This window comes from Pseudomonas sp. YH-1 (assembly GCF_051990045.1).
Lineage (GTDB): Bacteria > Pseudomonadota > Gammaproteobacteria > Pseudomonadales > Pseudomonadaceae > Pseudomonas > Pseudomonas nicosulfuronedens.
This window is the reverse complement of sequence record NZ_CP178184.1, coordinates 3,844,268-3,856,423: the sequence shown is the minus strand read 5'-3', so window position 1 is coordinate 3,856,423 and position 12,156 is coordinate 3,844,268. Positions and strand designations below refer to the sequence as shown.

The window sequence follows — 12,156 nt, the reverse complement described above, 5'->3', positions numbered from 1 at the left end:
GGACGTCGCCCCTCTCCCCTCGCCGCCAGCGCTTCAGCCCTGAAGTGCTGGCGCCCGGCAAGCATGCCGCAACACTCCCGGCCGTCTCGTGACTGGATCGGAACACCCATCCGGGTCCATGCTAGTTGCTCGCCCATTTGCCGGAGTTCGCCCCATGAGCGACGCCATCACCATCGATTTCGTCTCCGACGTGGTCTGCCCCTGGTGTGCCATCGGCCTCAACGGCCTGCTGGAAGCCATCCGCCGGGTAGACGGCGAACTGACCGTGGAGCTGCGCATCAAGCCCTTCGAGCTCAATGCCGACATGCCCGCCGAAGGGGAAGACCTGGTGGAGCACCTGCAGCGCAAGTACGGCAGCAGCGCCGAGGACATCGCCCGCAACCAGGAGCACCTGCGTTCCATGGGTGAGGAAGTCGGCGTGCACTTCGACCTGAAGAAGCGCAGCCGTATCTACAACACCTTCGATGCTCATCGCCTGCTGCACTGGGCGGCGGAATCGCACCGCGACGTGGCGCTCAAGCAGGCGCTGCTACACGCCTACTTTGGCGAAGGGCGCGACCCGAGCGACCCGGAAGTACTGCTGGAAGTGGCCATCAGCGTTGGCCTGGACGCCGTGCGCGCGCGGGAGATTCTCGACAGCGACGCCTATGGCGACGAGGTAGTGGCCGAGGAGGATTTCTATACCAGCCATGGCATCCGCGCGGTGCCGGCGGTGATCCTCAACGGCCGACAGTTGATCTCCGGGGCGCAGAGCACCGACTACTACGAGCAGGCGCTGCGCCAGGTGGCGCGCCATGCGCCGTTGCCGGAGTGACTTGTCCGCCTTGCTGAAAAGGCATGCTTCGCGTGGGCCTCGATTTTTCCAGGGGAGATTGTCATTCAGGGTCAACCCTCTCCCCCCGCCCTCTCCCTGAAGGGAGAGGGAGCTGCCCGTGCTGGCTGACGCTGCGGCTTCATCCTGCTCCGGACGGTCCCCTCTCCCTTCAGGGAGAGGGTTAGGGAGAGGGAAACTCCGGCGCGGACTTTCAGCCGTAGGGCGCATAACAAAGAAAAACGGCGCCCGAAGGCGCCGTTTCCATGCAGCATCGGTCGATCAGAGCGCCGACCAGCCGTCCATCTGACCACCCAGGTCAGCGGAGTGCTCGGACAGCAGCGCCGCGTAGCCGCTGATGTGCTCGTGGGAGAGCTCCATCACCGGGTAGGCCAGGACCTGCCAAGGCAGCTTGTCGTTGCCGTCGTACTCGGAGTACGCCACTTTCTGCCCGTTCTGCAGCAGCATGATGGCGAAGTCCAGGGCGGACTGCTCGTCCGGGAAGATCACCGCGAACTCCACCTCATGCTCGAGGGAGAGGTCTTCGCCGTCTTCCTGCAGGGCCCACAGGGCATCGCCGATTTCGTCTTCCGGGAAAAGCTGCTTGTCGCGGCTCATGTCACTGCTCCAATTCGATTTACAAAGTGCCCGGTGTGGGCACGCCCGCGCAGGATACCCGTCCTGCATGACAGATGCCGGAAAACTTCGCCGGCACCATCGTCTTTCGTGATGTTCACCATCACGGCGTTTCACTTCCGCCCTCGCCGGCTTAGCGCGACGATGCGTCCATCGGGCCTGCGCCCTCCCACATCGAGCCTGCGACCATGCACAGCACCGACGAGGCGTACCGCATCACCTACATCACCCTGGACGAGGTGCAATTGCACTTCGAGACCCAGGTCGCCGTCACCGACGAGGAAGGCGGACTTGCCCTGCACAGCGCCACCACACTGCCCGAAGAACGCCGGGTACTGCGCGAGCTGATCTGCGAGGCGCACGAACAGCAGGCCCTGGTCGCCTGATCTCAGGAAAGCTTAGACCCTGAACGGCAAATGCCCCGCTCATGCGGGGCATTTGCTATCACGGGCGGGCCTCAGGCCTGCAACTGATTGCCGATCGGCAAGGTGCGGATGCGCTTGCCGGTCGCCGCGAACAGCGCATTGGCCAGCGCGGGCGCCAGGGGCGGCACGCCCGGCTCGCCGACGCCGGTCGGCGGTTCGGCCGACGGCACGATATGCACCTCCACCACCGGCATCTCGTTGATGCGCAGAACCTGGAAGTCGTGGAAGTTGGACTGGTCGACCTTGCCGTCGGTCAGGGTGATGGCGCTGTGCAACGCCGCCGACAGGGCGAAGCCGATGCCCCCTTCCATCTGCGCCTTGATCACGTCGGGGTTGATCGCCAGGCCGCAATCCACCGCGCAGACTACGCGGTCGACCTTGAAGCTCTTGTCCGCCTTGTAGGTCACCTCCACCACCTGGGCGACGAAGCTGCCGAACGACTCGTGCACGGCGATGCCGCGGCCGCGCTGTTCGCCGTCCTTGCCCTTTTCCAGCGGCGCCAGCCAGTTCGCCCGCTGCGCCACCAGTTCCAGCGCGCCGCGATGCCGCGGGTGTTTCTCCAGCAGCTTGCGGCGGAACTCGTACGGGTCTTGCTTGGCGGCGATGGCCGCTTCGTCGATCAGGGTCTCGGTGGAGAACGCCGTGTGGGTGTGGCCCACCGAGCGCCACCACTGGGTCGGTACCGTCACGTTCTCCGCCAGCGCCTGCTCGACACGCAGGTTGGGTACGGCGTAGGGCAGATCGGCGGCGCCCTCCACGGCGATCTTGTCGACGCCGTCCTTGACCATGAACTTCTCGAACGGCGTGCCGACAATGAAGGATTGCCCCACCAGCCGCTGCTCCCAACCCACCAGGTTGCCCTGGGCGTCCACCGCCAGCCGCGCGCGGTGCAGGAAGGCTGGACGGTAATAGCCGCCACGGGTGTCGTCCTCGCGGGTCCAGACCATCTTGATCGGTACCTTCACGCCCTGTGCGCGGGCGGCCTGGGCAATCGCTGCGGCCTCCAGCACGTAGTCCGAGTGCGGGTTGGCGCGGCGGCCGAAGCTGCCGCCGGCGTACAGCTGGGTGATGCTTACCTGCTCGGGCTGCAGGCCCAGCAATTGCGCCACTGACATCTGGTCGCCGGTCTGCCACTGCTCGCCGTTCCAGATCTGGCAGCCATCTTCCTTGAGGAAGACCACGCAGTTCAGCGGCTCCATCGCGGCATGGGCGAGATAAGGGAACTGGTACTCGGCCTCGATCAGGTGCGCCGGTTTCTCCAGCGCCTTGGCCACATCGCCATCGTTGCGCGCCACCAGGCCCGGCTTGCTGGCCATGTCACGGTACTGGGCGAAGATTTCCTTGCTGCCCATCTTGAACGCCTTGCTCTCGTCCCATTCGACCTGCAGGGCATCACGGCCCTGGCGCGCCGCCCAGGTGTTCTTTGCCAGCACCGCAACCCCGGCGAAACGCCGTTCGCTGCCGGGGAACTGCACGACCTCCACCACGCCGGGTACGGCCTTGGCCTTGCTTGCGTCGACCTTCGCCGGCACGCCGCCGAAGCGCGGAGGGTGGGCGACCACCGCCACCAGCATGTCCGGCAGGTGCACGTCCTGGGTGAACTGCGCGGTGCCGTCGGTCTTCGAGGGGCTGTCCTTGCGCGGCAGTTGTACCTGGCCGATCAGCTTGAAGTCCTTCGGCTCCTTCAGTTTCACATCTGCCGGCACCGGCTGCTTCGCCGCTGCCTCGGCCAACTCGCCGAAGCTCGCCTTGTGTCCGGAGGGACCATGGCTGACCACGCCGTTCTGTACCTGGATCTGCTCGGCGGGCACCTTCCACTGCTCCGCCGCCGCGCCGACCAGCATGGCTCGGGCGCTGGCGCCGGCCTTGCGCATCTGTTCGAAGGAGTTGGCCATGGCATTGCTGCCGCCGGTGCCCTGCAGGTTGCCGAAGGCCAGGTTGGCGTAGCGCTTGGCGTCCGCCGGTGCGCCTTCGACCTGCACGTGGCTCCAGTCGGCGTCCAGTTCCTCGGCCACCAGGGTAGCCAGGCCGGTGTAGCTGCCCTGGCCCATTTCCACGTGCTTGGCGATCACGGTAACGGTGCCGTCCGGGGCAATACGGACGAAGGCGTTAGGTTCGAAATCAACAGCCGCCTGGGCATCACCCAGCTTGCCCAGCAGCGGCGCGAAATAGATGCCCAGGGCCAGGCCGCCGGCGCCGCGCAGGAAGCTGCGGCGGCTGACGTTGAGGATGCTGCCGGGCTCGGCCGGCTGCGGGTCGATACGGGGTTCGAGCATGGTGTCGGTCCTCAGGCCAGGGTCTGGGCGGCGTCGTGGATGGCCGCGCGGATCCGCGCATAGGTGGCGCAACGGCAGATGTTGCCGCTCATGGCAGCATCGATGTCGGCGTCGCTGGGCTTCCTGTTCGAGGCCAGCAGCGCGGTGGCCGACATGATCTGCCCGGACTGGCAATAGCCGCACTGCACCACGTCGAGCTTGCGCCAGGCGTCCTGCACGGCCTTGCCGGCGGCCTGCTCGGCCACTGCTTCGATGGTGGTGATCTTCTTGCCGGCCACCGCCGCCAGCGGTGTGACGCAAGAGCGGGTTGGCTGGCCGTCGATGTGGACGGTGCAGGCGCCGCACAGCGCCATGCCACAGCCGTACTTGGTGCCGGTCAACCCGGCAACGTCGCGGATGGCCCAGAGCAGGGGCATCTCGCCGGGGGCGTCGAGTTCGTGGTCCTTGCCGTTCAGGTTCACGGTAATCATCAGGGAGTTCACCTCTTCATGCGGGTGATGGAATGGAGGCGAAGCGCACCGGCTCCGACACGCAATGGGTTCAGCCTAGGCGCAGGGGCCGGCAGGTGCCGCGACAATACGCGAGGAAAGCGCCGAGCGGTTTGCCTGGTTCTCTTCAGGCTTGCCTGATACTGCGGGGGATGTAGCGGTGTATAGAAGGCTCTATTCCGTAACTTTGCGGCCGGCCGGAGCCGCTCCTGCCCTGTTCAAAAATGCCACTGCTGCTCTACGTAGGATGGCGTGGAGCGCAGCGATACCCATCGATCCCGCGCATCGACAGCATGGGTATCGCTGCGCTCCACGCCATCCTACAAACGGGTGAGCCAGGAACGCGCCTGACAATGGGTGCAGGGATACCGGAAAAGAGTGCGCGCACAAAAAAGCCACTCCGAAGAGTGGCTCTTTCAGCTACGGATGACGGATCACTCCGGCATTTTCATCACCACACGGCCACCGCCCGGGCAGGTTTCCATGTAGTAGTTGGCGTCGCGGTACTGGGCGAAGTCGAACACCCGGTCGATGCTCGGCTTGAGCAACTGGTCGGCGGTCATCTGGTTGATCGCGGTCAGCGCCCGTTGCACGGCTTCGTCGTTGCGGGTCAGGCCGATTTCCGGTTGGCCGGTGAAGTCCAGCACACAGTGACGGTAGAACTGCAGGTGCTTCTTGAACGCCGCGCAGGCCGGGAAGGCTGCATCGTTGCCACCGTTGATGCCGTACAGGATCAGCTTGCCGCGCGGGGCCGCCACGTCGCCCAGCAGTTTCATCTGCGGGCCGGCGCACTGGTCGAGGACGATCTCCACGCCTTCACCCTTGGTGAAGCGCTCGACTTCCAGCACCAGGTCCTGTTCCTCGGTGTAGATGATCTTGTCCGCACCCAGGCCCTTCAGAAACTCGCGGGTTTCCTCGTGGCTGGTGGTGGCGATCACCTGGGCGCCCAACGCCTTGGCCAGTTGCACCGCCTGCGGCGCCAGGCAATGACCGGCCTCGGTGATCAGCACACGCTGGCCGGGCTTGATCTGGGCAAGCTCTACCAGAGCGAAGTACGAATACATCAGGCCGGTGTAGTGCACCGCCGCCTCGACCGGGGTCAGGACATCCGGATAGCGGGTCAGCGAGGTGCGCGGCAGGATGACGTGGTCACCCCAGGCCGGATAGAGGTTCGGCGAGTTCGCCGGGAAACTGGCCACCGCCATGCCGGGCTCGAGGTCTTCAACGCCCTCGCCCACGGCTTCGACGATGCCGGAGAGTTCATAACCGATGCCCGCCGGCAGCTTGGCCTGATCCGGGGCGAGGTTCTGCCGCCAGAGCACGTCGCGCCAACTGACGCCCAGTGCCTGGGTACGGATCAGTACTTCACCCGGCCCCGGTTGCGGGGTCGGCATCTCCTCGATCTTCAGGACCGAGGCGTCACCGAACTGGTGGAAACGGATCATGCGGGACATCACATACCTCGCCTTAGTAGTGCTCATAGCCACGGACTCTATCCGGGCTTTAGGGGTGACGCCACCGTTCACCATTGATAATTGACATAAACGGCGATGATTCGGCACGTGTCGCAAGCCTTGTCCGGCGCGGCTGCAAGGCTCTGCGCCGGGGCTGTCCAGTGGGCCGGGGTGGCTCTGTTCATACAGAGTCAGACCACACTGCCGGGGCGAGATTCTCATTAAAAAAGTGGAAATTGATCAAGGACTTATCTGACAGGCTTGACTCAGGACACGCTCGGCCTCACTTTTCCCCCATCGCCAGGGAGTCCCCATGAACCGCAACGACCTCCGCAAGGTTGACCTCAACCTGTTGATCGTTTTCGAGACGCTGATGCATGAGCGCAGCGTGACCCGCGCCGCGGAGAAGCTGTTCCTCGGCCAGCCGGCGATCAGTGCGGCCCTGGCGCGCCTGCGCGGTCTGTTCGACGATCCGTTGTTCGTACGCACCGGGCGCAGCATGGAGCCCACCGCGCGGGCGCAGGAAATCTTCGGCCACCTCTCGCCGGCGCTGGACTCCATCTCCACCGCCCTGAGCCGCGCCGCCGACTTCGACCCGGCCACCAGCAAGGCGGTGTTCCGCATCGGCCTGTCCGATGACGTGGAGTTCGGCCTGCTGCCGCCGCTGCTGCGCCGCCTGCGCTCCGAAGCGCCGGGCATCACCCTGGTGGTTCGCCGCGCCAACTATCTGTTGATGCCGCAACTGTTGTCCTCCGGGGAGATTTCCGTTGGCGTCAGCTACACCGACGAGCTGCCGGCCAACGCCAAGCGCAAGACCCTGCGCCGCAGCACCTGGAAGATCCTGCGCGCCGACTCGATTCCCGGCGCGCTGACCCTCGATGACTACTGTGCGCGCCCGCACGCGCTAGTGTCCTATGCGGGCGACCTGGACGGCTTCGTCGACCAGACCCTCGCCGAGATGGACCGCAAGCGCCAGGTGGTGCTGGCCGTGCCACAGTTCGTCGGCCTCGCCCAGTTGCTGGCCGGCACCGACATCATCGCCACCGTCCCCGAGTACGTGGCCCTGGCACTCACCGCCGCTGGCGGCCTGCGCGCCGAGGAGCCGCCCTTCCCCACCCGCCTGGCCGAACTGTCCATGGTCTGGCGCGGCGCCCAGGACCAGGACCCGGCCGAGCGCTGGCTGCGCTCGCGGATCACCATGTTCGTCGGTGACCCGGACAGCCTCTGACGCAACGCCCTCCCGATTCCGCCTGTAGGGCGCATAACCCGGAACGGGTTATCCGCCGGCACCGACGCGGCGGATAACGCCCGAGGCGTTATTCGCCCTACATAACGCCGCCTCCGCGCAATCTCCGTGCCCATTCCTTCTATCTATTCATGCGCATAGTGCAAAGGCTTTTATCACTCCACGTGATAATCAAAATGCACTCGTTCGATTAGTTCCCAAGCGCCCCCTTGCGCAGACTCCGCTCCATCAGAAATCCCAAAACCAATTAGATCGCCGGAGTCTTTTCCATGGAGCGAAATCTGAACACCTTGCGTATTCCGTTGGCGTTGGCCGCCGTGCTGGTTCTCAGCGCCTGCGGCAAGGGCCAGGAGGCGGCACAGAACATGGCCGCCCCCAAGGTCAGCGTGGCGGACGTCATCGAACAACCGATCAACGAATGGGACGAATTCACCGGCCGCCTGGAGGCGCCGGAATCCGTCGAACTGCGCCCGCGTGTCTCCGGCTACATCGACCGCGTCGCCTTCCGTGAAGGCGCGCTGGTGAAGAAAGGCGACCTGCTGTTCCAGATCGACCCGCGGCCGTTCCAGGCCGAGGTGCATCGCCTGGAAGCCCAGCTGCAACAGGCTCGCGCCAACCAGACCCGTACCGTCAACGAAGCGTCCCGCGGTGATCGCCTGCGTGCCACCAACGCAATTTCCGCGGAACTCGCCGACGCCCGCACCGCCGCCGCCACCGAGGCGAAAGCCGTGGTCGCCGCGACCCAGGCGGAACTGGACAACGCTCGCCTGAACCTGTCGTTCACCCAGGTCACCGCGCCCATCGACGGCCGCGTCTCGCGCGCCGAAGTCACCGCCGGCAACCTGGTGAACAGCGGCGAAAGCGTGCTGACCACCCTGGTCTCCACCGACAAGGTCTACGCCTACTTCGACGCCGATGAGCGCGTCTACCTGAAGTACGTCGACCTCGCCCGCAAGGGCGGCCCGGACGCCCGTGGCACCAGCCCGGTGTACCTGGGCCTGACCGGCGAAGACGGTTTCCCCCACCAGGGCCGCCTGGACTTCCTCGACAACCAGGTCAACCCCAAGACCGGCACCATCCGTGGCCGCGCCGTGTTCGACAACGACGCCAACCAGTTCACCCCCGGCCTCTACGCCCGCATCAAGCTGGTCGGCAGCGGCACCTACCCCGCCGCGCTGATCAAGGACGAAGCGGTCGGCACCGACCTGGGCAAGAAGTTCGTGCTGGTGCTCGACAAGGACAGCAAGGTGCAGTACCGCGGCATCGAGCTGGGCCCGAAACTCGAAGGCCTGCGCATCGTCCGCAGCGGCCTGGTCAAGGGTGACCGCATCGTGGTCAACGGCCTGCAACGGGTTCGCCCCGGCGCCCAGGTCGATGCCCAGGGTGTCGAGATGGCCAGCAAGGAAACCCTCGCCAACCTCGAAAGCCAGCGCCAGGCGCTGGAGCAGATCGAGGCGCCGAAAGTCGCCGAGAAATCCGGCAAACCGGGCGCGCCTCGCGGCTGACCCAACCCGTAATTCCTGAATCGATGTACCAGGCCCTGTCCCACCAGGGCCTTGGGTGACCTTTGTCCCGGGTTTGGCGAACCGCAGCGTTCGCGACAGGAACCAGCCATGAACTTTTCGCAATTCTTCATCCAGCGGCCGATCTTCGCCGCCGTGCTTTCGCTGATCATCCTGATCGGCGGGGCCATCTCGCTGTTCCAGCTACCGATCAGCGAATACCCCGAAGTGGTGCCACCCACCGTGGTGGTGCGCGCCAACTTCCCCGGCGCCAACCCCAAGGTGATCGGCGAGACCGTTGCCGCGCCGCTGGAACAGGCCATCACCGGCGTCGAGAACATGCTCTACATGTCCTCGCAGTCCACCGCCGACGGCAAGATGACCCTGACCATCACCTTCGCCCTGGGCACCGACCTGGACAACGCGCAGGTGCAGGTGCAGAACCGCGTCACCCGCACGCAGCCCAAGCTGCCCGAGGAAGTCACGCGGATCGGCATCACCGTCGACAAGGCCTCGCCCGACCTGACCATGGTCGTGCACCTGACCTCGCCGGATAACCGCTACGACATGCTCTACCTGTCCAACTACGCCATCCTCAACATCAAGGACGAGCTGGCGCGCCTGGACGGTGTGGGCGACGTTCAGCTGTTCGGCATGGGCGACTACTCCCTGCGTGTGTGGCTCGACCCGAACAAGGTCGCTTCGCGCAACCTGACCGCCACCGACGTGGTCGCGGCGATCCGCGAGCAGAACCGCCAGGTCGCCGCCGGCTCCCTCGGCGCCCCGCCGTCGCCAAGCGACACCAGCTTCCAGCTGTCGATCAACACCCAGGGCCGCCTGGTCACAGAGGAAGAGTTCGAGAACATCATCATCCGCAGCGGCCCGGACGGCGAGATCACCCGCCTGAAGGACATCGCCCGCGTCGAGCTCGGTTCCAGCCAGTACGCCCTGCGCTCGCTGCTGGACAACCAGCCGGCGGTCGCCATCCCGATCTTCCAGCGTCCCGGCTCCAACGCCATCGCCATCTCCAACCTGGTGCGCGAGAAGATGGCCGAGCTGAAGAAAGACTTCCCGCAGGGCGTGGACTACTCCATCGTCTATGACCCGACCATCTTCGTTCGCGGCTCCATCGAAGCGGTGGTGCACACCCTGTTCGAAGCCCTGATCCTGGTGGTACTGGTGGTCGTGCTGTTCCTGCAGACCTGGCGCGCCTCGATCATCCCGCTGGCCGCCGTGCCGGTGTCGCTGATCGGCACCTTCGCGGTGATGCACGCCTTCGGTTTCTCGCTCAACGCGCTGTCATTGTTCGGCCTGGTACTGGCCATCGGTATCGTGGTGGACGACGCCATCGTGGTGGTGGAGAACGTCGAGCGGAACATCGGGCTGGGCCTGACGCCTATCGAGGCGACCAAGCGCGCCATGAAGGAAGTGACCGGGCCGATCATCGCCACCGCGCTGGTGCTGTGCGCCGTGTTCATTCCCACCGCGTTCATTTCCGGCCTCACCGGGCAGTTCTACCGGCAGTTCGCCTTGACCATCGCGATATCGACGGTGATCTCCGCGTTCAACTCGCTGACCCTGTCGCCGGCGCTGTCCGCCGTGCTGCTCAAGGGTCACCATGAGCCGAAGGACCGCTTCTCGGTGATCCTCGACAAGCTGCTGGGCAGCTGGTTGTTCCGCCCGTTCAACCGCTTCTTCGACCGCGCCAGCCATGGCTACGTCGGCACTGTCACCCGTGTGCTGCGTGGCAGCTCCATCGCGCTGCTGCTGTATGCGGGACTGATCGGCCTGACCTACCTGGGCTTCTCCAGCACCCCGACCGGCTTCGTGCCGCAACAGGACAAGCAGTACCTGGTGGCCTTCGCGCAACTGCCCGACGCCGCCACGCTGGACCGCACCGAAGCGGTGATCAAGCGCATGTCGGAAATCGCCGGCAAGCACCCGGGCATCGAGCACACCGTGTCCTTCCCGGGCCTGTCGATCAACGGCTTCACCAACAGCCCCAACAGCGGCATCGTCTTCACCCCGCTCAAGGACTTCAGCGAGCGTAAAGGCCCGGGCATGTCGGCCAACGAGATCGCCGCCGAGCTGAACAAGCAGTTCGCGGATATCCAGGACGCCTACATCGCGATCTTCCCGCCGCCGCCGGTACAGGGGCTGGGGACCATCGGCGGCTTCCGCCTGCAGATCGAGGACCGTGGCAACGCCGGTTACGAGGAGCTCTACGCACAGACCCAGAACATCCTCAACAAGGCCCGTGCGCTGCCGGAGCTCAACCCCATGTCGGTGTTCACCAGCTACCAGGTGAACGTGCCGCAGGTGGATGCTGCCATCGACCGCGAGAAGGCCAAGACCCACGGCGTGGCGATCAGCGACATCTTCGACACCCTGCAGGTCTACCTGGGCTCGCTGTACGCGAACGACTTCAACCGCTTCGGCCGCACCTATCAGGTGAACGTCCAGGGCGAGCAGCAGTTCCGTCTCGAACCCGAGCAGATCGGCCAGCTGAAAGTGCGCAACAACCTGGGTGAAATGGTCCCGCTGGCCACCTTCATCAAGATCAGCGACACCTCCGGCCCCGACCGCGTGATGCACTACAACGGCTTCATCACCGCCGAGATCAACGGCGCCGCCGCACCGGGCTACAGCTCCGGCCAGGCCGAAGCCGCCATCGAGCGCCTGCTCAAGCAGGAGCTGCCCAATGGCATGACCTACGAATGGACCGAACTGACCTACCAGCAGATCCTCGCCGGCAACTCCGCGATCTACGTGTTCCCGCTCTGCGTGCTGCTCGCCTTCCTGGTGCTGGCCGCGCTGTATGAAAGCTGGGGCCTGCCGCTGGCGGTGATCCTGATCGTGCCGATGACCCTGCTGTCGGCCATCGCCGGGGTGATCCTGTCCGGTGGAGACAACAACATCTTCACCCAGATCGGCCTGATCGTACTGGTGGGCCTGGCGTGCAAGAACGCGATCCTGATCGTCGAGTTCGCCAAGGACAAACAGGACGAAGGCATGGACCGCCTGAGCGCGGTGCTGGAAGCCTGCCGCCTGCGTCTGCGGCCGATCCTGATGACCTCCATCGCCTTCATCATGGGCGTGGTGCCCCTGGTGCTGTCGTCCGGCGCCGGCGCCGAAATGCGCCATGCCATGGGTGTCGCGGTGTTCTCCGGGATGCTCGGCGTGACCTTCTTCGGCCTGTTGCTGACCCCGGTCTTCTACGTGCTGATCCGCCGCTTCATGGAAGCCCGTGAAGCGAAGAAACAGGCGCATGCCGCCCTGAGCCACACGACCCACAACGAGGCCCACCAGGCATGAGCG

General features: G+C 65.3%; 9 protein-coding genes. 5 read left to right on the top strand and 4 right to left on the bottom strand.

Annotation, left to right across the window (positions count from 1 at the left end):
- Window positions 1-154: 154 nt before the first annotated feature.
- Window positions 155-814, top strand: coding sequence for a DsbA family oxidoreductase (locus ACKI1H_RS17860; protein ID WP_440465795.1), 660 nt, complete (start codon window positions 155-157; stop codon window positions 812-814).
- A 279-nt stretch (window positions 815-1,093) separates the two neighbouring features.
- Here the strand turns inward: ACKI1H_RS17860 and ACKI1H_RS17855 are convergent, their stop codons facing one another.
- Window positions 1,094-1,429, bottom strand: coding sequence for a ribonuclease E inhibitor RraB (locus tag ACKI1H_RS17855; RefSeq protein ID WP_024762270.1), 336 nt, complete (start codon window positions 1,427-1,429; stop codon window positions 1,094-1,096).
- Window positions 1,430-1,635: 206 nt separating this feature from the next.
- Here ACKI1H_RS17855 and ptrC point away from each other — a divergent pair, with 206 nt between their 5' ends.
- Window positions 1,636-1,833, top strand: coding sequence for a type III secretion system co-regulatory protein PtrC (ptrC, locus tag ACKI1H_RS17850; RefSeq protein WP_138522983.1), 198 nt, complete (start codon window positions 1,636-1,638; stop codon window positions 1,831-1,833).
- Window positions 1,834-1,904: 71 nt separating this feature from the next.
- Here the strand turns inward: ptrC and ACKI1H_RS17845 are convergent, their stop codons facing one another.
- The 3 genes from ACKI1H_RS17845 to ACKI1H_RS17835 form a co-directional block, all read right to left on the bottom strand.
- Window positions 1,905-4,148, bottom strand: coding sequence for a molybdopterin cofactor-binding domain-containing protein (locus ACKI1H_RS17845; RefSeq protein WP_440465794.1), 2,244 nt, complete (start codon window positions 4,146-4,148; stop codon window positions 1,905-1,907).
- 11 nt (window positions 4,149-4,159) lie between these two features.
- The gene (locus ACKI1H_RS17840; protein ID WP_138522978.1) at window positions 4,160-4,618 is read right to left on the bottom strand and encodes a (2Fe-2S)-binding protein; all 459 of its coding nucleotides are present in this window, start codon (window positions 4,616-4,618) and stop codon (window positions 4,160-4,162) included.
- Window positions 4,619-5,070: 452 nt separating this feature from the next.
- On the bottom strand, window positions 5,071-6,090 hold the full coding sequence (locus ACKI1H_RS17835; RefSeq protein WP_138522976.1) for a zinc-dependent alcohol dehydrogenase family protein: 1,020 nt from the start codon (window positions 6,088-6,090) through the stop codon (window positions 5,071-5,073).
- A 313-nt stretch (window positions 6,091-6,403) separates the two neighbouring features.
- Between ACKI1H_RS17835 and ACKI1H_RS17830 the strand changes: the two genes are divergently transcribed.
- The 3 genes from ACKI1H_RS17830 (at window position 6,404) to ACKI1H_RS17820 (ending at window position 12,153) form a co-directional block, all read left to right on the top strand.
- Window positions 6,404-7,318 carry a LysR family transcriptional regulator gene (locus ACKI1H_RS17830; protein ID WP_017517481.1) on the top strand — a complete coding sequence of 305 codons (915 nt, stop codon included), beginning with the start codon at window positions 6,404-6,406 and terminating at the stop codon, window positions 7,316-7,318.
- 287 nt (window positions 7,319-7,605) lie between these two features.
- Window positions 7,606-8,841, top strand: a complete 1,236-nt coding sequence (gene mexE, locus ACKI1H_RS17825; RefSeq protein WP_138522974.1) for a multidrug efflux RND transporter periplasmic adaptor subunit MexE — start codon at window positions 7,606-7,608, stop codon at window positions 8,839-8,841.
- 108 nt (window positions 8,842-8,949) lie between these two features.
- Complete coding sequence (locus ACKI1H_RS17820; protein ID WP_440465793.1) at window positions 8,950-12,153, top strand: efflux RND transporter permease subunit; 3,204 nt, start codon at window positions 8,950-8,952, stop codon at window positions 12,151-12,153.
- Window positions 12,154-12,156 lie beyond the last annotated feature (3 nt).

Bases quoted from the DNA above. Each gene is read 5' to 3' on its own strand.
- ptrC (WP_138522983.1), top strand. From the start codon at position 1,636: ATGCACAGCACCGACGAGGCGTACCGCATCACCTACATCACCCTGGAC.
- ACKI1H_RS17855 (WP_024762270.1), bottom strand. From the start codon at position 1,429: ATGAGCCGCGACAAGCAGCTTTTCCCGGAAGACGAAATCGGCGATGCC.
- ACKI1H_RS17820 (WP_440465793.1), top strand. From the start codon at position 8,950: ATGAACTTTTCGCAATTCTTCATCCAGCGGCCGATCTTCGCCGCCGTG.
- ACKI1H_RS17860 (WP_440465795.1), top strand. From the start codon at position 155: ATGAGCGACGCCATCACCATCGATTTCGTCTCCGACGTGGTCTGCCCC.
- ACKI1H_RS17845 (WP_440465794.1), bottom strand. From the start codon at position 4,148: ATGCTCGAACCCCGTATCGACCCGCAGCCGGCCGAGCCCGGCAGCATC.
- ACKI1H_RS17840 (WP_138522978.1), bottom strand. From the start codon at position 4,618: ATGATTACCGTGAACCTGAACGGCAAGGACCACGAACTCGACGCCCCC.
- mexE (WP_138522974.1), top strand. From the start codon at position 7,606: ATGGAGCGAAATCTGAACACCTTGCGTATTCCGTTGGCGTTGGCCGCC.
- ACKI1H_RS17835 (WP_138522976.1), bottom strand. From the start codon at position 6,090: ATGTCCCGCATGATCCGTTTCCACCAGTTCGGTGACGCCTCGGTCCTG.
- ACKI1H_RS17830 (WP_017517481.1), top strand. From the start codon at position 6,404: ATGAACCGCAACGACCTCCGCAAGGTTGACCTCAACCTGTTGATCGTT.